Annotated in this window: 12 protein-coding genes; 9 read left to right on the plus strand and 3 right to left on the minus strand. The window is 36.9% G+C overall.

The genetic code is table 11. The features are described from left to right. Positions 1-174 precede the first annotated feature (174 nt). From ACN9MR_RS04570 to ACN9MR_RS04580, 3 genes are all read right to left on the minus strand, one after another. Positions 175-2,364, minus strand: a complete 2,190-nt coding sequence (locus tag ACN9MR_RS04570) for a bifunctional alpha,alpha-trehalose-phosphate synthase (UDP-forming)/trehalose-phosphatase (protein ID WP_426328443.1) — start codon at positions 2,362-2,364, stop codon at positions 175-177. 84 nt (positions 2,365-2,448) lie between these two features. Then, on the minus strand, positions 2,449-3,855 hold the full coding sequence (locus ACN9MR_RS04575) for a sensor histidine kinase (RefSeq protein ID WP_426328444.1): 1,407 nt from the start codon (positions 3,853-3,855) through the stop codon (positions 2,449-2,451). Positions 3,856-3,933: 78 nt separating this feature from the next. After that, positions 3,934-5,304, minus strand: a complete 1,371-nt coding sequence (locus tag ACN9MR_RS04580) for a sigma-54-dependent transcriptional regulator (protein WP_426328445.1) — start codon at positions 5,302-5,304, stop codon at positions 3,934-3,936. 182 nt (positions 5,305-5,486) lie between these two features. Between ACN9MR_RS04580 and ACN9MR_RS04585 the strand changes: the two genes are divergently transcribed. The 9 genes from ACN9MR_RS04585 (at position 5,487) to ACN9MR_RS04625 (ending at position 24,968) form a co-directional block, all read left to right on the plus strand. Beyond that, positions 5,487-6,731 carry an efflux RND transporter periplasmic adaptor subunit gene (locus ACN9MR_RS04585; RefSeq protein WP_426328446.1) on the plus strand — a complete coding sequence of 415 codons (1,245 nt, stop codon included), beginning with the start codon at positions 5,487-5,489 and terminating at the stop codon, positions 6,729-6,731. Positions 6,732-6,952: 221 nt separating this feature from the next. Beyond that, on the plus strand, positions 6,953-7,651 hold the full coding sequence (locus tag ACN9MR_RS04590; RefSeq protein WP_055903687.1) for an ABC transporter ATP-binding protein: 699 nt from the start codon (positions 6,953-6,955) through the stop codon (positions 7,649-7,651). Positions 7,652-7,882: 231 nt separating this feature from the next. Further along, on the plus strand, positions 7,883-10,252 hold the full coding sequence (locus tag ACN9MR_RS04595) for an ABC transporter permease (protein WP_426328447.1): 2,370 nt from the start codon (positions 7,883-7,885) through the stop codon (positions 10,250-10,252). A gap of 69 nt (positions 10,253-10,321) precedes the next feature. Further along, positions 10,322-12,682, plus strand: coding sequence for an ABC transporter permease (locus tag ACN9MR_RS04600; RefSeq protein ID WP_426328448.1), 2,361 nt, complete (start codon positions 10,322-10,324; stop codon positions 12,680-12,682). Positions 12,683-12,768: 86 nt separating this feature from the next. Next, a complete protein-coding gene (locus ACN9MR_RS04605) occupies positions 12,769-15,141 on the plus strand; it encodes an ABC transporter permease (RefSeq protein WP_426328449.1) in 2,373 nt (790 codons plus the stop codon). Between the two features lie 69 nt (positions 15,142-15,210). Then, positions 15,211-17,592, plus strand: a complete 2,382-nt coding sequence (locus tag ACN9MR_RS04610) for an ABC transporter permease (RefSeq protein ID WP_426328450.1) — start codon at positions 15,211-15,213, stop codon at positions 17,590-17,592. A 79-nt stretch (positions 17,593-17,671) separates the two neighbouring features. After that, positions 17,672-20,047 (plus strand): FtsX-like permease family protein, encoded by a 2,376-nt coding sequence (locus ACN9MR_RS04615; protein WP_426328451.1) that lies wholly within the window; start codon positions 17,672-17,674, stop codon positions 20,045-20,047. Between the two features lie 77 nt (positions 20,048-20,124). After that, positions 20,125-22,521, plus strand: coding sequence for an ABC transporter permease (locus ACN9MR_RS04620; protein WP_426328452.1), 2,397 nt, complete (start codon positions 20,125-20,127; stop codon positions 22,519-22,521). Positions 22,522-22,598: 77 nt separating this feature from the next. Continuing rightward, a complete protein-coding gene (locus ACN9MR_RS04625) occupies positions 22,599-24,968 on the plus strand; it encodes an ABC transporter permease (protein ID WP_426328453.1) in 2,370 nt (789 codons plus the stop codon). The last annotated feature ends 67 nt before the right edge of the window (positions 24,969-25,035 follow it).

A 25,035-nucleotide genomic window follows, 5' to 3' on the forward strand; every position in this document is an offset into this window, starting at 1 on the left:
AGGTCTGTGAGGACACAGATCTTAGTATTAATGGAAAATCGTCATCTCGACTGGAACACAGTGAAACGAAGAGATCTATATAGTTAGATTTAGCTTCGCTGAGCACTTCGTGGTGCTCGACTACACTGCACTCCGCTCGAAATGACGATCTATGTATAAATGACGCTAAGGGTATTAACTCCGCCCTACAAATTCCTCTTTTACTAAGCTCCAAAGCAGTTTTCGCACTTCTTTAAAATCATTTAGGTAATACTTTGCTTCCGAAATGTTGTTGCCAACTTTAATCGTAAAAGCATCATCTGGTAATGCCCTGAAAATATCTTCATCAGTATGGTCATCGCCAAGGGCCAAAATAAAATCGGGTTTTTTATCGTACAACCAGTTTAAGGCAGCCTTGCCTTTGTTAACCTCCATATTTTTAAACTCAATTACCTTATTGCCTGGCATGAGTTGCAGGCCTTTATCTGCTGCTAAAATTTTCATGTGGCTGATAATTTCATTGGCCCTTAAATCGCCAAGTCCTTCTTCTGCTTTCCGATAGTGCCAAACCAATGAGTAACTTTTTTCTTCAATAAACGATCCCGGGGTACGGTCTGTATAAGTTTCCAATAACGTTTTTATTTCTTGTTTCCACTGGTCGGTTAAAAGTGGCAGGCTGTTCCATTTATCTCCGTACGATTTTTGCCAGGCGCCATGTTCTGCAATCAGATCTACCTTTAGGTGTCCGAACCACTTTTCGAGGGTTTCATTCCGTCTGCCACTAATAATTACCACTTTATTTGCTTTATCAAGTGTTAGGTTCTCAATTAAATCATATAATTCGGCATCTGGTGAAGCATCGTCGATATTTCCGGTAAAATCTACAAGGGTACCATCATAATCTAAAAATAGGACACGATCTTGCGTTTGCGCATATTTGGTTACTATTACTTCGTTAATAGCATTTACTGCATGTTTTGTTAATAACGATTTTTGAGAATCTTTCACTTCGTTTAATCTTAAAATAAAATTGTTAACCCAATGTTTAACATTGAATTTTTCTACAATTGCACGCATGGCTTTCATACGCATTTGTTGTTCTGACGGCGACATTTTAAGCGCTGTTACAATAGCTTCCATAATATCACCAATGTTATTAGGATTTACGATTACTGCGTCTGTCAATTCTTTAGATGCGCCAGCCATTTCGCTTAAAATCAATACACCATCATTATTATTCCTGCTGGCCACATATTCTTTACTTACCAAATTCATTCCATCGCGCATAGGCGTAACCAAGCAGATATCTGCTGTGGAGTAAAGGGCCGATAGCACTTCAATAGGGAAGGAACGGTAAAAATAATTTACCGGAATCCAGTTTACGGAGCGGTACCTTGCATTCAAATTACCGACAAACTGATCAATCTGGTCTCTTAAATCACTGTATTGCGGTACCGTATCGCGGGAGGGAACTACGATCATAAAAAGCTCTATTTTGCCAATGTATTCTGGGTGGAGCTGAAGCAATAGTTCTAAAGCCTTTAACCGTTCTAAAATGCCTTTACTATAATCTAACCTATCGATAGAAAGGATTACTTTCATATTTTCTTTGCCTGTCCTGAAATAGTCGATCTCTTGCTGCACTTGCTCAGTTGCCGGTAAACCTGAAAATTTATCGAAATCAATCCCCATTGGAAAAGCTTCTACAACAATTTGCCTTTCGTTGCTGCTAAGTATATTTGATGATGAGTTTACAGGGAGCAAACGTGTTGCGGTACTAATAAAATGGCGAACATCGTCATAGGTATGAAAACCGATTAAATCGGCACCAATTAAGCCGTTCAATAGTTCTTCACGCCAAGGGATTAAACGGAATATTTCGTATGATGGAAAAGGAATATGTTGGAAAAACCCGATCGTAGCATTTGGGAGTTTTTCCCTTAAAATGCCCGGAAGAAGTAGTAATTGGTAATCTTGAATCCAGATTTTATCTCTTCTGTTAAGTACCTGCATGGCACTTTTTGCAAATTTCTCATTAACCGATTGGTAGCAGTCCCAATAACTTTGTTCGTAATGTGCATAAGTAACAAGGTAATGAAATACTGGCCATAATACTTCGTTTGAAAAGCCTTCGTAGTATAAATTGATTTCGTTTTGCGTAAGGTAAACCGGGTAAAGATTTAGTGCGGCAAGTTTTTGAGTAACTTCTTCCTGACGCTCTTCCGGTACTTCTATGCCGGGCCAGCCGATCCAAATGGAATTGCCTGATTTATAAACGTCTCCTAATCCTGTGGCAAGGCCGCCCTCACTGGGAATAAGGGTATATTCATTGTTTTCTTCGATTATTTTAACGGGTAGTCTGTTCGATATTATAACTGTCTTCATGCTTGTATTTGATGTATCCACATCATTAAAAGCATATTAAACGGGTTTTGTTTGATTTTTTAGGTCAAAAAAACATTCAAATGATTAAACGTAATTAAATACCAGAGAAAAAGTAGTGCCATTATCAGGCATTGAAACAACTTCTATACTGCCTCTATGCATTTTCATAATATTGCGGCTAATGGTTAATCCTATTCCTGATCCATTTTTCCTGGTGGTGTAAAATGGAACAAAAATCTTCTCCAGATCATTGGCATCTATGCCTTTTCCGTTATCGGTAACATCAATATATAGTTTGGTGTTTTCTAACCGGTAATTTACATTGATGTGTGGGTGTTCTCTGTTCTCTACAGCGTAAATACTATTGGTAATGAGGTTGATCAGCACTTGTTCAACTAACTTTAGGTCGAGCTGAATGGTGATTTTTGAGGAAGTTTGTTCTACATCCAACACCACGTTTTTTACCTTGGCAAATGGCTGCATCAATACCTTAATGTGTTTCAGTATTTCACCAATGGTATGCGATTCGAGGTTTGGCGTAGGCAGCTCGGCAATTAGGCGATAATCCTTTACAAAATCTAATAGACCCGAAGATCTTCTCTGTATGGTTTGGAGTGCCGTTTTCAGATCGTCCATTTCATCTTCTGTGAGGTTCTTTTTATCGGTTACCATCCGGTTGATCGTATCCGATAATGAGCTTATGGGGGTAATCGAGTTTAATATCTCGTGTGAAATTACACCAATTAATCTATTCCATGCTTCTGTTTCTTTTTGCTCAATCTCATCTTTGATGTTTTGGAAGCTGATAATAGTATAATTGTTTCCATAAAGATTTAATGGAATAACTTCGGTAGATAATTGAATCAGTTTATCCTGGATCTTCAATTCCAGAAACCTTTTCCCCCCGGCTAAAATCTGCTCTATTTCTGTTGCAAAGGTAGGGAGGTGTTGCTTTAACCTGTGCCAATATTTATACGCCGGAACACCTAAAAGATTTGATGCGGCCTGATTAAAAAATGCAACTTCTTCATGCTCTTCCTGATTGGTGTTGTTTACCACGATTACACCAACGGGAACCTGCTCCAAAATGGTTTTAATCAGCTGAAACATGGCTTCTTGTTCCAATCTGATCTCTTTATGGACTTGTAAAATATCGTTAAAGGATTCGTATAACTCAGGGAAACTGCCTTTAGTTACTTTGTTTTTAAAATTCAGGGTATGATCTCTCGTTTTAACAGCTAAAATGAAACGGTTGATATCTGATCGGATCTGGTTGATATAGTAATAAAGGGAAATAATCGTACCCAATAAAATTAAAGTTACACCAATGATGGTAAACCAGAGCTGGGTATTTTTAATCAGGTAAAATAGGAGATAGCCCAGCAGATTGATAATCAGCAGGCGAAATATTAAACGGAAAGTAAAACGTTGGTAAAACATATTTTTAAAGGTATAAGGAGGAAGGTTTAGGGTGTAAGGGCTTAAGCGCATGAACATACGAAGTTAAACTTCAAATCTATTAGTTTTTAGGTCCTTTGACGTTATGCCTTAAACCCTATACCTTAAGCCTCAAATCCCGAATTTCTCAATTCTTCTATACAGTGCAGCTCGGGTTAAACCGAGTTCGGCTGCGGCTTTTGATATATTTCCTTTGTGCTTATCAATTGCCTTCTGCACCATCATTTTTTCCATATCCTCAAGAGCCATTTCATCTGGTATGGCGTTGTTCTGTGCGTAGCGTTGCGGACTTAACTGCAAATCTTCTTCTGCAATATCAGTCCCATCGCTCATAATAACGGCTCTTTCTAAAACGTGCTGTAACTCGCGCACATTTCCTGGCCATTTATACTGTAAAAGTGCTTCTTGGGCCTTATTACTCAGTTTTCGTATGTCTTTATGATATTTCGAGCTAAAAACCTGCATAAAATGATTGGCCAAAAGTAGAATATCTGTTCCACGTTTACGTAAGGCTGGTAATAAAAGCTCAACAGTATTAATTCGGAACAGTAAATCTTGCCTAAATGTATTTTTAGATACCATTTCATTCAAGGGCATATTGGTGGCCGTTATTAAACGGACATTCACCTTGCGTTCTTTGCTTTCACCTAAACGGGTAACTGTACGGTTTTGCAAAACGCTTAAAAGTTTAGCCTGAAGCGGTAATGTTAAATTTCCAATCTCGTCTAAAAAGATTGTTCCCCCATCGGCCAGTTCAAAGCGGCCGGGTTTATCTTCTTTGGCATCGGTAAAAGCACCTTTAGCATAACCGAATAATTCGCTTTCAAATAAATTTTCGTTTAACGAGCCTAAATCAACATGCATAAACACCTGGTTTTTCCTTTGCGAATTACCATGGATTTCATAAGCAAAAACCTGTTTTCCCGTTCCGTTTTCGCCCAGAATAAGCACATTGGCATCAGTAGGTGCTACTTTTAAGAGCGTATTCTGTAATTGCTTTATTTCGTCTGCCTGGCCAACAATATTCTCGAAACCTCGGGTAAGGTCTTTTTGGAGCGATGAATGTATTTTTTCTAATTTCTTTACCTTTTTGGTCGATTCGCGGAGTTTAGATGCCGAAGAAATGGTGGCAAACAACTTCTCATTTTCCCAGGGTTTCAGAATAAAATCGGTAGCTCCTTTTTTAATCGCCTTTACTGCCAGTTCAACATTGCCAAAAGCAGTCATTAATATTACTACATAATCTTTATCAATCGATAAAATATGTTCTAGCCAATAAAGACCTTCGCGGCCATCACTGGCGCCTTTTTGGTAGTTCATATCCAGTAAGATGATATCAATTTCATTTTTGCTCAATAAAACATTGATCTCTTTAGGCGATTTACATGTAATTACCTGCTTTACCTGCTGCTTTAAAAACAAACGGGCACTAAGCAGGATATCGTCGTCATCATCTATAATTAAAACTGTGGCGTCAAGCATAATTTTGAAATTTTAATGTGCTAAAGTAATAAAACTGTCCGCTCCCGCACATCAACTGTCCGATAATGAACATGTAAAAAATAAGATAGCTGTTAATTTACTGGTTATCAGTGTTTTAATTGTATTTTATGCTTTTGGCACAAGCTTGGTTATTAGTGAATCCAAACAGTACAACCGAACACATGGATAAGAAAATAGAGAAAAAAAGATTTAGCACTAAAACCCTGTTGATTATAGGTGGAGCAATTGCTTTTGTTGCAGTTGTAATTTATGGCTATACTTTATCCCTCAAAAAAGTTTACAGTGCAGATGCCGATAAATTAACCATCAGTAAAGTAGAATATGGTGATTTTGAAGACGTAGTGTTATTAAATGCCAGTGTAGTTCCGTTAACTTCGGTAATTGTAAGTTCATCAGAAGGTGGAACAGTTGCCGAAATTTTTACTGAAAATGGTGCTTCGGTAGTTAAAGGAACCCCACTATTAAGAATCTCCAACTCAAATGCCATGTTGAGTTATACCTCAAGCCAAACAGCAGCAACTGAGCAGATCAACCAGTTGCGGAAATCGCGGTTGGATTTGGAGCAAAATCAAAGGGTTTTAAATCAGGATCTATTGGATGTTGAAAATAATTTGCGAACAGCGGCAAGGCAATATCGTTTGGATAGCGCATTGTTTAGTAAAAAGGTAATTACCTTACAGGAGTTTAATAAATCAAGTCAGGATTACGAATATTATCAAGGTAAACGCAAAATCGTAAGGCAGGCTATTGCCCAGGAAAACCAGAGTAGAAAGATGCAGCTTTCGCAAATTGATCAATCGATGGGGCAAATGAACGAAAGTTTGGAAATGATCCGCAAAAACATCGAAAATATGACCATTAAAGCACCTGTATCTGGTAAATTATCTTCTTATGATCCGGTTATCGGAAAATCGTATAACTCTAATGAAATGATTGGAAAGATTGACGTGCTGCAGGGTTATAAACTTCAGGCAGGAGTTGATGAATATTATATCAATCGGGTAAAAGAAGGACAAACCGCTAACTGTGAGTTTAATGGTAAAACTTATAACTTAACCGTGAGTAAAGTAATCCCTGAGGTTACAGCAGGTCAGTTTCAGGTAGAAATGGTTTTTAAGGGAGCAGCACCTGAAGGTTTACGTCGCGGATTATCGTTACAAACAAAATTAACCCTCTCTGATAATAGTAAATCGCTGCTTCTTGCCCAGGGACAGTTTTTCCAGAGTACAGGTGGCTCTTGGGTATTTGTGGTAAACAATGGAAAAGCAACCAAGAAAAATGTTAAAATCGGGCGAAAAAATTATCTGTACTATGAAATATTGGAGGGTTTGCAGAAGGGAGACGAAGTAATTACTTCATCTTACGATCAGTTTAACCAGTACGATCAGGTGGTGATAAATAAGTAAAGCGGATGGCGTTTGGCGGTACGCATTAAATAACCAATAACCAAAAATCAATGATCAATAAACTAAAATCAACTAATAAGCTTTGAGAATTTGAATCTTGGAATTTGGAACTATGCATCACCAATGAACCAATGGCTAATGAACAAATGAACCAAAAATAATATAACCAGGTCTTGGATACCTGATACTAAATACTTGATACTAGAATAATACTTGATACGATGATTAAAATTGAAAATCTGGAAAAAGTTTACAAAACTGAAGAGGTAGAAACCACTGCACTTAATGGTATTAATCTCCATGTTGCAGCAGGAGAATTTGTTTCCATCATGGGGCCTTCGGGCTGTGGGAAATCTACCCTATTAAATGTAATGGGTTTATTGGATAAGCCCGAAAGTGGCAGTTATAAGTTTATCGATACTGAACTTTTAACACTTAACGATAGAGAACGTTCTAATTTCCGTAAAAGAAATATGGGATTCGTTTTCCAGAATTTCAATTTGATTGATGAATTAACTGTTTTCGAAAACATCGAACTGCCACTGATTTATAACAAAATTCCTGCTGGAGAACGCAAGAAACTGGTAAACGAAATTATCGAAAGAATGAATATTGTAAACCGAAGTGGTCACTTTCCGCAACAGTTATCAGGCGGACAGCAGCAGCGTGTGGCCGTAGCAAGGGCTTTGGTTACCAAACCGAAGTTGGTTTTGGCCGATGAGCCTACCGGAAATTTAGATAGTTCCCATGGTAACGAAGTAATGGAGCTGCTTTGCGAACTGAATGAAACCGGTACTACCATCGTAATGGTAACACACTCTAGTCATGATGCCAGTTTTTCGAACAGAATCATCAACCTGAAAGATGGTCATGTGATTTCTGAAAAGATCAATAAAAGCAGAAACGAAGAGCTGATATAAGGAGAGAAGGCTGAAGGCTTTAAGGTAGAAGGTTGAGTTATATCAACCTTTAACCCTCCACCTTCCCACCTTCAACCTCAAAAAAGATTTTAGTTTAGTTAATAATAGCCGCCCAATAATCTTCCTGGATAGGGAGATTTGGGATTGGCACAAGAAAGGTAAGCGGTAAAGCGCATGGTTTATGCGCCCTGACCTTAAGCCTTACACCTCAAACCCTCAACCTCATAAAAAATGTTCAAATTAAACTTAAAAATCGCTTTGCGAAACCTCTGGAAAAACAAGGGATTCTCTTTGATCAACATTGGGGGCTTAGCCATTGGTTTGGCCAGTTGTATGGTGCTGTTGCTCTATGTTGCTTATGAATGGAGTTACGATAAGCAATTTAGCAACAGCAATAAAACTTATGTAGTTTACCAAAATATGGAGGCAAACGGCAAAACTTTTAGTTGGGCATGGACACCTAATGTTATGGCTAAAGAAGTGCAAGAAAAAATCCCTGGGGTTAAATATGCTTCTCACACTACTTATCCGAGGAAACAATTAATTACCGTTGGTGATAATAAAATAAATAGCAGTGCAATATTTGCCGACCAGAATTTTATTAAAATATTGGATTATAAATTTCTTGAAGGTAATTCAGCAAAAGTTTTAAAAGATGTAAATACCATCATCCTTACCAAATCTTTTGCAACAAAATTATTTGGAAATGAAGATCCTATTAATAAAATGGTAAAGCTGGAAAATCAGGAAGTATTAAAAGTGGAAGCCGTAATAGAAGATACACCTGCAAATAGTAGTTTAACTTTTGAGTGCATAATGCCCTGGGCATTGTTCGAAAAACGGGAAGCCTGGGTGAAGGAAGGCAATTGGGGGAATAATATGTGCTTAACGCTTGTTCAATTACAGGATAATAACTTTTTCTCTGCGGCAAATGGTTTAATGCATGGCATCTACAAGCGGAATCAAAAAGATAATTTGTCAGTGGCTTTATTACATCCTTTAACCAAATGGCATTTATATGATGAATTTGTCAACGGTAAATCGGTAGGAGGTAAAATAGACCAACTTAAAATATTTTTATTGCTGGCCTTTTGCATATTGCTAATTGCCTGTGTAAATTTTATGAATTTATCTACAGCACGTTCAGAACGTAGAGCAAAAGAAGTTGGCGTTCGTAAAGCAATTGGATCAACACGTAAATCGTTAATTAGTCAGTTTTTTTTAGAATCCCTGCTACTCACATTTATTGCCACAGTTTTAGCTTTTATCTTAATTGAGATTAGCTTGCCATATTTTAATAGTTTGTTAGACATTAAATTAACAATCGATTACTATAATGGCTCATTTTGGTTAGCATTATTTGGTTTAATGATTTTAACCGGATTTATTGCGGGTAGTTATCCAGCGCTGTATTTATCTTCTTTTGAGCCTATCAAAGTTTTAAAAGGTTTCACGCTTAAAGCAGATTCATCCGCTTCGGTGAGGAAAGTATTAGTGGTTGGCCAATTCGTTTTTGCAGCAAGTTTAATTATTTGTACAGCAGTAATTTACCAACAACTTAATTATGTTAAAAATAAGCCTATTGGTTACGATCAATCCAATTTAATTCAGATAGCGGTAGCCGGTAAAATGAATGATGCTGTTAAATTAGAATTGCTTAAAACGCAACTAATAGAATCAGGCGCTGCAAGCAATGTTACTTTTTTTAGTACAGATTTTACCGAAGGCGGAGATAATACTACGGGTGTAAATTGGGAAGGTAAAAACCCCAATGAGGCTATTTCTTTTAACCATAGAACAATAGGATATGATTTTGTTGAAACTATTGGAACTAAGATGGTTAGTGGTAGGGAGTTTTCTGCGAAATTTCCTAATGATACAAGTAGTGTATTGTTAAATGAAGCGGCTGTGAAAATGATGGGATTAAAGAATCCGATCGGTAAAATTATTACTTTCTGGGATAAAAAACTAACTACAGTTGGGATAGTAAAAGATTTTGTAGTAGAAAGTGCCTATCAAAGAGTGGCCCCAATGATTTTTAGGGTAAATCAGAGGGACGATGCGAGGGTTATCATTGCGCGGTTAAATCCAAATCAAAACATCAGTTCATCACTGGCAAAAATTGATGATATAGTAAAGCAAATGGAACCCAATTATCCTGTTAACCGCAAATTTGTGAACGAATCTTTTGAAGTGAAATTTAAAAATGAAAAACTTTTAGGGTCACTTTCAAACTGGTTTGGTGGTTTCGCCATTTTCATTTCCTGTTTAGGATTATTAGGCCTGGCGCTTTTTATGGCAGAGCAACGCAAAAAGGAAATTAGCATCCGTAAGGTTTTAGGTGCCAGCACTGGCAATATCCTCGTGTTGTTGAATAAAGATTTTATAAAATTAGTGGCCATTGCTAATCTTATAGCGTTTCCATTAGCATATATCATTGTAAATAAATGGCTTTCAACTTTCGAGTATCGCACCTCTATATCTGCATTGCCGTTTATAGTGGCTATTGTTTTATCGGTACTCATTGCCATACTTACGGTTAGTGCCCAATCCGTTAAAGTGGCAAAGGCAAATCCTATTGATGCACTTAAATACGAATAACCAATTGGCATTTTTCAGTTGGCAATTTAACAATTAACCCGTTTAACAATTTATACAGTTAATCCCACAATGTTTAAACTCAACCTTAAAATAGCATTACGCAACCTGTGGCGTAACAAAGGCTTCACCCTGATCAACCTTGGTGGATTAGCCATCGGTTTGGCCAGCTGCATGATTTTATTATTGTACGTAGCTTACGAATACGGATACGATAAGCAATTTACAGATTACGATAAAACCTATGTGCTTTACAATAACCAAAAAACCGCTTCAGAAACCTTTAGTTTTATGGCCTTTCCAGGTCAACTGAGGGATGAAATAAAAGATAAAGTGCCAGGCATTGCCAAAGTGAGCCGTCTATCGTATGCAGAGCAGATGCTCATTTCTTACAACCATAATAATTTTAAAAAGAACGCCATTTTCAGTGATCCTGATTTCATGAAAATGTTTGATTATAAAGTTTTAAAAGGTAATAAAAATACCATGTTGAATAGTATTGACGGGGTAGTTTTGACAGAAACATTAGCGAAAAATCTATTTGGAAATGAAGATCCACTCAACAAAACCGTAAAACTTGACGAAAAAGAAAATTTAAGGGTAGAAGCTGTAATTGAAGATTCACCTAAAAATTCGACAATCCATTTGGATTATATCATGTCGTGGAAATTGTACGAAAAATTAAATCCATGGACTAAAGAAAGTGGCTGGGGAAACAATTATTGTATGTTGTTTGTGCAACTTCAGAATAATTCCTTTTTTGATCGTGCCAATAGCCAGATGAAGGGCATGATCAAAGCGCATGATAAAGAAGCCAATGGTGAACCTTTTATGCATCCTTTATCCAAATGGCATTTATACGATAAATTTGAAAATGGTAAAAACGTAGGTGGAAAGATTGATCAGTTGAGGATCTTTTTTCTTTTGGCTTTTTGTATCCTGCTAATTGCCTGCGTTAATTTCATGAACCTTTCTACCGCCAAATCAGAAAAGCGAGCGCGTGAAGTTGGCGTGCGTAAAGCCATTGGTTCTTCCAGAAATAATTTGGTTGGTCAGTTTATGTTCGAATCGGTCTTACTTACCACTTTAAGCATGCTGTTGGCTTTTGTGCTGATCGAAATAAGTTTGCCTTACTTTAATAATCTTTTAGGAATCACCCTCGATATTAATTACAGCGATTATAAATTCTGGACTGTATTTTTAGGTTTAACGCTATTAACAGCTTTTATTGCCGGAAGTTATCCTGCATTTTACCTGTCTTCTTTCGATCCGGTTAAAGTTTTAAAAGGTTTTAAAATTTCAGGAGGATCCACCTTATCTATCCGTAAATTTTTAGTGGTTTTTCAGTTTGTGTTTGCAGCTTGTTTAATTGTTTGTACTGCTGTAATTTATCAGCAATTAAACTATATTAAAAATAAGCCGATTGGTTATAACCGCACAAACCTGGTGCAGATTTCTACTGAAGGCGAATTTTCAAAAAAAGAAAAACGCGAAATTCTAAAAGATGAACTACTGAAATCGGGCGCTATAACTGCCTCCACAGAATATAGCATGTCTTTAACCTCTGGAGGGAACAATACTTATGGCATAAGTTGGCCCGGCAAAAATGAAAAAGATAAAATACTGGTCAACTTTAGGTTTACCAATCTCGATCTCACTAAAACTACAGGAATGGAAATTTTGCAGGGTAGGGATTTCTCAAAGGATTTTGCAGATACCGCCAATGTAATTGTTAACGAGGCATTGGTTAAAGTAATGGGGATGAAAGATCCAGTAGGTAAAATGATCACCTGGGACCAACCTTTGAGAATTATAGGGGTGGTTAAAGATTATGTAATGGAATCGCCTTATCAAAAAGCCGCACCACTGCTTATCGCGCAAAATCCTGGCCGAGCAACTACTATTATTATGCGGTTAAATGATAAAAACAACATTACAACCTCCATTAACAAAATTAATGAAGCCGTAAAGAGGTTAAATCCATCTTATCCAACCGAAATAAGATTTGTTGATGATAATTTTGAACGGAAATTCAGGGATGAAAAATTGTTGGGTACACTTTCAAACTGGTTCGGTGGTTTTGCCATTTTTATCTCCTGTCTGGGTTTACTTGGTTTAGCTTTATTTATGGCAGAGCAACGCAAGAAAGAAATCAGTATCCGCAAGGTTTTGGGTGCCAGTACAGCCAACATCCTTACTTTATTGAACAAAGATTTCATCAAATTGGTTGCAATAGCCAATGTAATTGCATTTCCATTGGCCTACATCATTATTAACAAATGGCTTTCGGGATACGAATACCGCATTTCTGTTTCTGCCCTACCATTTATAGCCGCAATTAGTCTTTCGGTAATCATTGCCATACTCACCGTGAGTATTCAATCGGTTAAAGTGGCAAAGGCAAACCCGGTAGATGCTTTAAAATATGAATAAGGGCAGGGAGGCAGAAGGTTTTTAGGCGGAAGGCTAAAGCCCCAAACCTTTCAACCTTTATCCTTCCAACCTTCAACCTTAAAACTATGTTTAGATTAAACTTAAAAATTGCACTACGCAACCTTTGGCGAAACAAGGTAAGTTCGTTTATTAACGTAATTGGGCTAGCCATTGGCTTGGCTGCCTGTTTAATGTTGCTCTTGTATGTTACCTACGAATGGAACTTTGATAAACAGGCCAAAGAATCGGCTAACGTTTTCACCACTATGACCAATATTCCTGGTGATAACGGTAAAATTTCCGGAACATTTGAAGGCTCAACCACTGCTTTCGGGCCGGTAATTAAACAAAGTTTACCCGAACTTAGGTACATGGCGAGGATGGACTATGGAGGCAGGAATTTAATAGCCAACGGACAAAATGCATTCAAGCGTCAATCAAAATTCGCCGAGCCTGATATCTTAAAAATGTACGATTATGAATTTATTTATGGTAATGCCAGTACAGCTTTAAGTAATCCAAATTCTGTTATTTTAACGGAATCTACCGCTAAAATATTGTTCGGAACAGCTGATGTGCTGAATAAAAGTGTACGTTTTAAAGATCGTTTAGATTTGAATATAACCGGCGTAATTAAAGATCAACCTGATAATAGTTCCAATAAATTTGATTATTTAATGCCTTGGTCCTTATACGAAACGATTGATCGGAGCGCCAAAGATTTAAACTGGAGCAATTATAGTTTTGTAACGCTGGTAATGTTAAAAAGTGGTGCAAATTTAGATTTGGTTAACCAAAAAATCAATCAGATAGAGAAAAAAAATAATACAAATAATCAGCAATCGCAGGTATTGTTTCCATTGGCAAAGCTACATTTATATGGAAAGTTCGAAGATGGCAAAAGTATCGGTGGCGCAGTAGAACAGATTTATTTGTTTGTTGGCTTAGCTTTCGGAATTCTTTTAATTGCCTGCATTAATTTTATGAACATGGCTACAGCCAAATCAGAAAAACGTGCAAAAGAAGTAGGCATAAAAAAGACTATTGGTGCCAACCGGACTTCGCTGATTATACAGTTCTTAACAGAATCGATGATGCTAACTTTTATTGCTGTGATCTTTTCGATTGCTATCCTCGAGATCTTTTTGCCCACTTTTAACAACCTGCTGAATATAAAATTGAATATATCTTATTTCAACAACACCAGTTGGATGGGTATTATCGGGATTGTTTTAGCTACAGGGTTAATAGCCGGCAGTTATCCTGCATTTTACCTCTCGTCTTTTAACCCGATACAAACCTTAAAACGAAAAATTAAATCTGGCGGTTTCTTTTCGGTTGGTTTAAGGCAAGTATTAGTTGTTGGACAATTCTGTTTTGCTATTATCCTCATCATTTCCACTTTGGTTATCTATAAGCAAATCCAGTACATTAAAAACAGGCCAGTAGGTTTTGATGTGAACGCTTTAGTAGAAATGCCTCAGGATGGCGAACTGAAAACAAAATATGAACTGCTGCGCACTGAACTGCTAAAATCTGGAGCGGTTACCTCAATGTTCCAATCATCGGTGAGTTTATCACATCATGGTCGCAATTTTGCAGGAATCGAATGGGAAGGAATGTTGAAAGCTACAAACAACCAATTGTTTAATCAGGTAATTACGACCTACGATTTTATTAAAACCAACGGCATTAAATTAACCAATGGAAGGGATTTTTCAGAAAATTTCGCTTCAGATACGAGTGCGGTGATGGTGAGTGCTTCAGCGGCTAAAGTATTTGATTATAAAAACCCGGTAGGTAAAACAATCACAATTTTTGGGGATAAATTTAATATTATTGGTGTTTTTGATGATTATGTTTGGGATTCTCCTTACAAATCGAACAATCCAATGGTGGTATTCTTCGATAAGAACCAAACGGGAAACATCACTATGCGTTTGAATGAAAATAACAGTCTTCAAAGTAATATCGAAACCATTGGCAGGATCACTAAAACCTTAAATCCAGCCTATCCATTGGAGATTAACTTTTTAAATAATGTTTACGCTGAAAAATATAATTCCGAAAAAACTTTAGGCATCCTTTCAAATCTTTTTGGCGGACTGGCCATATTCGTTTCCTGTTTGGGACTCTTTGGCCTGGTGGCTTATAGTGCCGAGCAGAGAACAAAAGAATTTGGTGTACGCAAGGTATTAGGTGCCTCTTTACTTCATTTAATGCAATTGCTGTCGTTCTCTTTTGTGAAAATGATTGTAGTTGCTATCGTTATCGCTATTCCTTTGAGTTATTATTTAATGAATAAATGGCTGATGAAGTTCGAATTCCATACCGAAATATCATGGTGGATTATGCCGATAGCGGGATTTGGGACTTTGCTAATGGCATTGATTACTGTAAGTTTTCAGGCTTATAAAACGGCTAATGCCAATCCTGTTGATGCCCTGAAATACGAGTAATTCGGTTGGCAGTTTTCAGTTAGCAATATAACAATTAACCATTTTAACAATTTATACAGTTAATCTATAATGTTCAGATTAAACCTAAAAATAGCACTGCGTAACCTTTGGAAAAACAAAGGCTTTACATTGATCAATGTAGGCGGTTTAGCTATCGGAATGGCCTGTTGTTTAATGTTACTCTTGTACGTTAACTACGAATGGAGTTTCGATAAGCAATATAAAAATGCCGATAAAGTGTATTTTGCCGCATTAAATTTAAAGTTTAACGGCAAGCTGGCTACCACAATGGCCGTTCCGAATAAACTGGCCAAAGCAGGGGTTTCAGAATTGCCTGGTATTAAAAGTGCGGCCCGCATTTCGATGAACAATGGTCAGAAATTATATAGCCATAACCGGAATAATTTTAAATTAATTGGATTTAATGTAGATCCCGATTTTTTAAAAATCCTTGAACAGAAATTTATCTACGGCGATCCAGGTACTGCTTTGTCCGAGCCTAATAATGTACTTATAAGCGAATCGACAGCGAAGAAATTATTTGGCGATCAGAACCCAATAGGGCAAAGTATTAAATACGATAACAGGGTAAACTTAAAAGTTAGTGCTGTAATACAAGATTTGCCAAAAAATCAAACCATGCAATTTGATGTTTTACAGCCATGGGCTTTTTTAGAACAGGAAAATCCTTCAGAGAAAGAAAATGGATGGGGAGCAATTACCTGTTTAACCTTATTTCAGCTTAAAGATAATGCTTCTTTAGATGCAACCAATGCAGCACTAAAACATTTCATCGTAAACAAAGAACCCGATTTAAAAGAAATGACATACGAACCTTTTCTTTTTCCTTTAAGCAAATTTCACTTATATGATGATTTTGACAATGGGAAATCGGTAGGGGGTAAAATTGATCAGTTGCGATTATTTGTTTTTCTGGCCATCTGTGTATTATTTATCGCCTGCATCAATTACATGAATCTTTCAACTGCTAAGTCGGAGAAACGTGCCCGTGAGGTAGGTGTTAGAAAGGCTTTAGGTTCTACCAGAAATACAATAATGGGACAGTTTATGGTAGAATCAATACTGCTGTCTTTTTTAGCAATGTTAATTGCCTTTACACTGCTCGAAGTCTCGTTGCCTTACTTTAACAATCTGCTCAATGTTTCGATCAAAATTGATTACAATGCTTATCAGTTTTGGAGCGTATTACTTGCTATGGTTCTGGTAACCGGTTTGCTTGCTGGTAGTTATCCTGCATTTTACCTTTCATCATTTATACCCGTAAAGGTATTAAAGGGGTTTAAAGGTTCTGCAGGCTCGCTTTCCATTCGTAGGGTGCTTGTGATTTTTCAATTCAGTCTATCCATTTGCATGATTATTTCTGCAATCGTAATTTATAAGCAAATTCAGTATATGCGGGATAAGCCGCTGGGTTTTGATGTTGCTGCTTTGGCTCAAATAGATTTAGAAGGTGAACTGACGAAACCTGGTAAACTCGAAATTTTTAAAAACGAACTCAAAAGAGCTGGAGCCATTGAATTGGCAACTGAATACGCAAGTACTTTTACAAGTGGCGGGAATATAACAGGAGACATTTCCTGGCCTAACAAACCTAAAAATGATGTTTCGATAGTCAGTTACAGAAGTATAGGGTTTGATTTTGCAAATACAGCTGGCGTGAAACTTGTTGCAGGACGAGATTTTTCTTCAAAATTCTCTGCCGATACATCAACATCTTTAATTCTTAATCAAGAGGCTGTTAAATTGATGGGCTTAAAGAATCCTATTGGAACGGTAATCCACTGGGGAGATAATCCACCGCTTAAAGTTGTAGGTGTTGTGCAAGATTTTTTCAACGAATCGCTTGGCGCAAAGGTTTCGCCGACAGTTTACTATTATAATCTTCGCGATAGCAAATCTTTGCTATTAAAATTGAGCACAAAACAATCGCTTACCTCATCAATTGAAATGATAAAACAAGTTAGCCAACGTTTAAATCCTGCTTATCCAATTGAAGTGAAACTGGTTAGTCAGGGCATGGCCGAAAAACTTAAGCGCGAAAAGTTGCTCAGCGTACTTTCCAATATTTTTGGAGGATTCGCCATTTTTATTTCCTGCTTAGGTTTATTGGGTTTAGCGCTATACACTGCTGAACAGCGCAGTAAAGAAATTAGTATCCGTAAAGTATTGGGTGCCAATCTTTCTGATATCTTGGTCCTTTTGAACAAAGATTTCATGAAACTGGTAATCATATCCAATGTGATCGCTATCCCGGTAGCTTATATTCTGGTTGCCAAATGGCTCGAGAAATATGATTATAAGATTACCATTAACCCATGGCCTTTTTTGCTCGCCCTTTTAACCTCGGTAATTATTGCCATTTTAACGGTAAGCCTGCAAACCTTTAAAGTGGCCAAAGCAAACGCAGTTGATGCACTTAAATATGAATAAGGGTAAAAGGCTAAAAGGTTGAGGGCGTAAGGTTAACGCGCCCAGACCTTAAACCCTACACCCTAAAACCTTACGCCTTATGTTCAGATTAAACTTAAAAATTGCACTACGCAACCTTTGGAGAAACAAAGTAATTACCTTCATAAATATTGGTGGCTTAGCTATTGCATTAGCTGCATTTATTTTGGTAACCATGTATTTTACTTATGAAACAGGTTTTGACAGGGAAAATCCTAATTACAATGATATTTATATAGTAGGAAGACAGTTGCCTGATTTCAAGACCAATAATACTCCGCCACCGTTGGGTAAAGCCATTAAAGCAGAAATGCCAGAAGTAGTTGCAGTTGGTACCATGAAAATGAGCTTTTTTGAATTTCCGGTTAACAGCGACCACGGTGTTGTTTTTTTAAGTAAATGTCTGTATCTCGATTATGACGCTGCAAAAATGTTTAACATTAAACCTAATAATGGTTTAATTAAACCGGAAAGTACAACCGAAAATCTGTTTTACCTGAGCAACGAAAATTATAAAACGCTTTTCCCTCATAATAAAGATAATAAGCCTGAAATGATTGGGATTGGCGGTAAATCTTCAGGTATAACCGGCAAACTGAGCGGAAGTATTTTTGCAGATCCCCATTCTAATATTACTTTCGATGCCATTTCGTTGGTAAAAGAAATGGGTTTGGGAGAAAACTATGGCTATAATAACTACAACACTTATATTCAGGTAAAACCGGGCACAGATATCCAGGCAATTGAAGCCAAAATTAATACCCTTTATAAAAAGGAAATGCTTAAAGATGGAGAAGATCCCAATAATAAGACTTTTAAAGCAACAAAAGCCTTTCTCGATCCTTTAAAAAACCAACACCTTAAACCAAAGGCTGGTACCGATGCCAATTATAAAGTACTAATGGCTTTATCTGTTTTAGGGATTTTGATCTTGGTCATTGCCTGTATCAACTTTACCAATCTGAGTATAGCACAGGCAACCAAACGGGCAAAAGAGGTAGGTGTTAAAAAAGTGATGGGTGCTTATCGCTTCCAGCTTGCCTTTCAGTTTTTAACCGAAATTTTAATCCAGTGTTTAGCAGCGACGATATTAGGACTGATTATGGCCGAAATCATCTTGCCGAAATTTAATAACCTGTTCGTGGTCAATTTATCCATTTGGGTAGCCAATAGTGCCTTATTCTGGCAATTGCCGCTTATCTTAATTTTTATTACCCTAATTGCCGGTATTTATCCTGCAATGGTTTTATCAGGTTTTAAACCTGCCCTTGTTTTAAAAGGCAATTTTCAAACCAGCAAACAAAGTTATTGGTTGCGCAATAGCTTATTGGTGTTTCAGTTTAGCATAGCTGTAATTTTTATTATAGGTCTACTCATTATCAATTCCCAGCTGAAATACATGCGTACCCAGGATGTTGGTTTTAAACCCGAGCAAGTGGTGTACATTAAAAACCTTGCATATTTTGTCTCGCCAAGCAAATTCGATCCGATAAGGGATAAAATGGCCAAGATTCCGGGGGTGAAATCGGTTACCGTTACCAATGCCTTGCCAGACGGTTCTGATGGCGGGAAAAATAAATATACTGTAGATGGAAAGGAACAAACTTTAAGTTTTACTGATGTAGATTTTGATTATTTCGAAACGTTAGGTATTAAGATAAAAGAAGGCAGAACATTCTCCAGAGAATTTAATACCGATACGGCAAATTCTGCTATACTTAATGAAGCTGCAGTAGCAAAGTATGGATTAACCAGTCCAATAGGTAAAATCATAAAGGGCTGCCAGAATAAAGAATATAAGATTGTAGGCGTGATAAAAGATTTTAAAGCACTTGGATTTGAGAAAGCAGTAGAGCCTGCCATTTACGCGATAAATGATCCCTGTGGAAATCCTAAAACAGAAATTATGCTAAAAATAGAAGAAAGCAAGATGTCTGAAGTGCTAAGTACCTTAAAATCGCAATGGCCGGAGATTAATAAGTTGGACGGAGATAATTTCCGTTACCAATTTCTGGATGAAATGTATGGTAAACTCTTTAAAAAACAAGAACAGTTACAGTCTGTCTTTTTTGCTGCTGCAATGCTCACCATTTTTATTGCAATACTGGGTTTATTTGCTTTTGCAAAATACATTACCACTGGTAGAATGAAGGAAATTGCAGTAAGGAAAATTCTTGGTGCAAGTCATTTACAGATTTTCAAGCTCATTAATAGCTCATTCTTTGTTATGGTGCTTATAGCCAATATTATTTCCTGGCCATTGGCATACATATTAACCAAAAAGTGGCTCGAAACCTTTGCATATCGAATCGATCTGCCACTTTTTCCTTTTTTAATCAGTGCAGCCCTAACTATTTTGTTAACCATTATAACCGTAAGCATCCAGGCAAACAGTGCCGTAAAAGCAAACCCTGTTGATGCACTTAAATATGAATAAGACCTGCGAGTGGCGTTTGGCGATAGGCGATAAATTTTCGCTAACCTCCAAACGCTTCACGCTAAACCTCACTCAACATGTTTAAACTTAACTTAAAAATCGCCTGGCGAAACCTTTGGAAAAACAAGGGCTACACGCTTATCAATATTCTTGGTTTATCAATTGGGATGGCAAGTTGTATTTTGATATTTATTTTTATCCGTTTTCAACTCAGTTTTGATGAAGGTTATAAAAATGCAGATCGGATTTATAGGGTAGTTACGGATTGGAAGTACAATGCTTTCGATGATTTCTCTGCAGGAGTACCCATACCTTTTACAGCTGCAGCGAGAAATGAGATCGCTGGGATAGAAAAGATAGGTGCAATTGCCAAATTAGAAGATATTATACACATTAAGGATAATTCAGGCAGGGAAATTTTAAAAAGTCAGGAAAACTTGTTTTTCGCCGAACCCGATTTTTTTGATGTAATTCATATCAACTGGAAGTACGGCAAACCGGCAGAAGCTTTAAAAGCCCCTAATAGCGTTGCCCTATCTGAGGCGATGGCCATTAAGTATTTTGGCAGCATACAAAATGCAATTGGTAAAAGTATTACCATGGGGACCAAAACACAGCTAAGTGTTACTGGAATATTTCAGGATATGCCGCAGAATAGCAGCTTCCCTTTAAAAATAGTGATCACTTATCAAAATTTATATGATTATTACGGTAACCGCGACTGTTGGGATTGTATCAATTCGAGTTTAAGTAGTTATGTGTTGCTTAAAGAAGGACTGAGCAAATCAGATCTTGATGGAGCAATGGCAAAATTCAATAAAAAATATTATGCAGATAAGAAAATTGAGGGCAATCAGGTCAACAGGCTTCAGCCATTAAAAGAGATTCATTTTGATGATCGTTATGATAATTTTGTAAATGCAACAATTGCCAGGAGCCAGATTTATGGACTTGCCATTATTGGATTGTTTTTAATTTGTACGGCTTGTATCAATTTTATTAATTTAAATACAGCACAGGCTGTCAACCGATCTAAAGAGGTTGGTGTGAGGAAAGTAATGGGGGGCAAGCGCAAGCAGCTTATTGTACAGTTTTTAACCGAAACCGTTGTACTGGTTTTAATCGCACTTTTAATTGCCTGTATCATCAGTGAGTTGGCTATACCCGCTATGCAGAACCTATTTAAAAATCAGATCAGCTTTAGTTTATTCGGGCATCCGGTTATTTTTGTGTTTATGATTCTGCTGGTTGCATTTGTTGGCTTTTTGGCCGGCTTTTATCCGGCAATGATCATATCAGGTTTTAATCCGGCGTTGGCTATAAAAAATAAAGTTACCCTTAACAACAACGGTCTAAGCCTGCGTAAAATTTTGGTGGTGGTGCAGTTTGCAATTACTGTTATACTCATTATCGGTACCATTGTAATTGTAAATCAAATGGACTACCTGCAGCAGAAACCGTTGGGTTTTAATTCATCCACAGTGGTAATGGTGGGGATGCCAGGAGACCAGGTGAGTAAAGAGAAGCGGAGTGTTTTTAAAGAAAGGATTTTAAAAATATCCGGTGTACAACTGTTGAGCTATTGCCAGTCGCCACCCTTATCCCAGGATATAAATTCGACCAATTTTACTTTTAATGGAGCGAAAAATAAAGATTTTGAGGTAAGAACCTGTAAGGTCGATGAAAATTATTTTAAACTTTTCGATTTAAAGATCATTGCCGGAAAAGTCTTTATGAAGAGCGATACGGCCAATGGTTATGTGGTTAACGAAACATTTTTGAAAAAAGTAGGCATAACGAAGCCCGAAAATGCCCTTGGTAAAATGATCAATGCCACAGGTATTAATATTCCGATTGTAGGAGTGGTAAAGGACTACAATGATAAATCGTTAAAAGAGAAAATATCCGGTCTGGCTATTTCTGCCGATAAAAATCAATATTGGCAAGCTGCAATAAAGTTAGAGGGCAAACAGCTTGTATCTTCTATGAACCAGATAGAAACCTTGTGGAACAGTACGTTCCCGAATAATATTTATAATGCAGATTTTGTTGATGACCGGATAAAGGGCTATTATGAAAGTGAACACATCATGGGGGTATTATTTAAAGTGTTTGCCAGTGTAATCATTTTCATCTCGTTTATAGGCTTGTTTGGCCTGATTTCATTTGTGGCTATGCAACGCACCAGGGAGGTAGCCATCCGGAAAGTTTTGGGCGCATCTACCTTACAGCTGGTTAAAATGCTGAATGGCTCTTTTTTATTGATGGTGTTTGTTGCAAATGTAGTAGCATGGCCATTAGCCTATCTTTTTGTGAGTAAATGGCTTTCTGGTTTTGCCTATCGGATAGATCTGAGCGTTTGGCCTTTTGCTATGGCTATGGTGATATCAATGCTGATTACTTTAATAACAGTAAGCTTTCGATCTTATAAAGCCGCGAATTCAAATACTATTGATGCGCTTAAATATGAATAAAGGTGCAAGGTTTAAGGTTGAGGGCGTAAGACTAAAGCGCCCAGACCTTAAACCCTACACCCTAAACCTTACACTTTATGTTTAAACTCAACCTAAAAATCGCACTGCGTAATCTATTTAGAAACAAAGTTTATGCAGCTATAAACATTGGTGGTTTGGCTATTGGCTTAACCTCTTGTTTGTTATTAATGTTATATGCTACTTATGAATGGGGCTACGATAAGCAGTTTAAAAACTCACCTCATATTTATCAGGCCATGATCAATTTAAATGATCAGAAAGGCCAAGTAATTAGAACCATTGATCAATCGCAGAATGTGATGTTAGGCGCCCTTAAAGAGGAGTTTCCTGATGTGATGTATGGTGCCAGGGCTACAGCTGTTTATAAAAGGTTGGTTGCTAACGGCGAAGAAAGTTTAAAGCTAGATAGCAGGTATGTTGATGCTGATTTTTTGCGGTTATTTAACTATGATTTCATAAGTGGAAACCCAGCGAAAGCATTAAACGATCCGAATTCTATTGTACTAACCGAAACGGCAGCAAAAAGGATATTTGGTAAAACTGATATACTGAATCAAAAAGTGCGTTTTGAAAACCAGGTTGATTTAAAAGTTACCGCAGTAATAAAAGACCTTCCAACCAATGTTACCTATGGTTTCGAATCGTTAACAACATGGTCTTTATATGAAAATTTAAATCAATGGCCGAAAAAACCAAATTGGGGAAGCCACGATTATTATACTTTATTAAAACTAAATGAACATACCGATGTTGCCGCCTTTAATGCAAAATTAAAGGGTTTTATAGGTAATCATTTTTCGGCAGCTAAAGAAGATGTATTTATTTATCCGTTAACAAAATTGCACTTGTACGGAACCTTTTTAAATGGCAAAAGTATTGGCGGCAATATTTCCCAGGTGCAACTATTTGTTGGCTTATCCATAGGTATCCTCCTTATTGCCTGTATTAATTTTATGAATTTGGCAACAGCCAGCACACAGGGTAGGGCAAAAGAAATTGGTGTTAAAAAAACAATGGGTGCATCCAGAACAGATCTGATTTTTCAGTTTATGTTAGAGTCGTTTGTTTTAACATTAATCAGTATCCTGCTTAGCATTATTATCCTCGAATTTAGCCTACCTATATTTAATCGGTTATTGGGGATTGAAATTGTTTTTGATTATTTAAACCCAATTAATTGGTTACTGATTTTTGGTGTTCTGATTATAACGGGTTTTATATCAGGAAGCTATCCTTCATTTTATCTTTCCGGATTTAACGTTATACAATCGCTCAAAAAAACTTTAAATTTTAAGAGCGGATACAGTTTAACCTTCAGACAGGTTTTGGTAGTTGTTCAATTTAGCTTTTCGATCGTGTTAATTGCAGCAACTATAACCATTTACAAACAGATTCAGTTTATTAAAAATACACCTCTAGGCTACAGATCAACCGGGTTATTAGAAATACCTCATGAAGGATTATTGTATGAAAAATTCAATCTATTAAAAACAAGGCTGTTATCTAGCGGAGCTGTGGTTGGCGTAACACAATCATCAGGCAGTATTTCGAATAAAAACAGCAGCATCAGAGGTTTAGGTTGGGATGGAATGACAGAAAGTGACAAAATGGTAGATTTCGATCAAATTTACACCACTTATGATTTTATCAAAACGACAAATATTAAATTGTTGGCTGGGAGAGATTTTAATCAAAAATTTGCATCGGATACAGCTGCTTTACTATTAAGTAAAAAAGCTGTTGAAGTAATGCATTTAAAAAATCCAATTGGCGCCAGGATTTTATATCAAGGTGCTCAGCGGAATGTAGTGGGGGTTTTTGAAAATATAGTTTGGGGAGATCCCAGTAAGGTGGCGGCACCGATGGTTATTGCCTATGCAGATATCAGCGATGTAATTACGATGCGGTTAAATCCTGTTAAAAGCTTAAACGAGAGTGTTGGTGTAATTGATAAGCTGGTAAAAGAAATAAACCCAAATTTTCCTGTCGAGATAAAATTTATTGATAGCTTAAATGAAATTAAATTAAAGAATGAGAAGATTTTAGGCACTTTGGCCAATCTGTTTGGTTGTTTAGCCATTTTTGTGTCCTGCTTGGGTTTATTTGGTCTTTCATCTTTTAGTACCTCACAAAGAATAAAAGAAGTAAGTATTCGTAAAATCCTGGGTGCTTCAATTACAGAACTAATGACCTTACTCTCATTAAATTTTATAAAATTAATATTTATAGCAATTGTAATATCTCTTCCAATTGCATACTATATCATGCACGGTTGGTTGCAACATTTCGAATTAAGAACATCTTTAAGTTTATGGATGTTTGTATTAACTGCGATACTTACTTTGTTGATTTCCATTTTAACAATTACCTGGCAAACCTACCGTGCTGCAAAAATAAATGCTGTTGAGGCCTTAAAATACGAATAAAACCTGCGTACAGTGTTTGGTACTCAGCGATAATCTCCGCCAACCACTTTTCGCTAAACCCTAAAAA

It is taken from the genome of Pedobacter sp. R-06, assembly GCF_049913135.1.
Lineage (GTDB): Bacteria > Bacteroidota > Bacteroidia > Sphingobacteriales > Sphingobacteriaceae > Pedobacter.

Excerpts from the sequence above, each read along its gene's own strand:
- ACN9MR_RS04570 (WP_426328443.1), bottom strand. The coding sequence starts at position 2,364 with ATGAAGACAGTTATAATATCGAACAGACTACCCGTTAAAATAATCGAA.
- ACN9MR_RS04575 (WP_426328444.1), bottom strand. The coding sequence starts at position 3,855 with ATGCGCTTAAGCCCTTACACCCTAAACCTTCCTCCTTATACCTTTAAA.
- ACN9MR_RS04580 (WP_426328445.1), bottom strand. The coding sequence starts at position 5,304 with ATGCTTGACGCCACAGTTTTAATTATAGATGATGACGACGATATCCTG.
- ACN9MR_RS04585 (WP_426328446.1), top strand. The coding sequence starts at position 5,487 with ATGGATAAGAAAATAGAGAAAAAAAGATTTAGCACTAAAACCCTGTTG.
- ACN9MR_RS04590 (WP_055903687.1), top strand. The coding sequence starts at position 6,953 with ATGATTAAAATTGAAAATCTGGAAAAAGTTTACAAAACTGAAGAGGTA.
- ACN9MR_RS04595 (WP_426328447.1), top strand. The coding sequence starts at position 7,883 with ATGTTCAAATTAAACTTAAAAATCGCTTTGCGAAACCTCTGGAAAAAC.
- ACN9MR_RS04600 (WP_426328448.1), top strand. The coding sequence starts at position 10,322 with ATGTTTAAACTCAACCTTAAAATAGCATTACGCAACCTGTGGCGTAAC.
- ACN9MR_RS04605 (WP_426328449.1), top strand. The coding sequence starts at position 12,769 with ATGTTTAGATTAAACTTAAAAATTGCACTACGCAACCTTTGGCGAAAC.
- ACN9MR_RS04610 (WP_426328450.1), top strand. The coding sequence starts at position 15,211 with ATGTTCAGATTAAACCTAAAAATAGCACTGCGTAACCTTTGGAAAAAC.
- ACN9MR_RS04615 (WP_426328451.1), top strand. The coding sequence starts at position 17,672 with ATGTTCAGATTAAACTTAAAAATTGCACTACGCAACCTTTGGAGAAAC.
- ACN9MR_RS04620 (WP_426328452.1), top strand. The coding sequence starts at position 20,125 with ATGTTTAAACTTAACTTAAAAATCGCCTGGCGAAACCTTTGGAAAAAC.
- ACN9MR_RS04625 (WP_426328453.1), top strand. The coding sequence starts at position 22,599 with ATGTTTAAACTCAACCTAAAAATCGCACTGCGTAATCTATTTAGAAAC.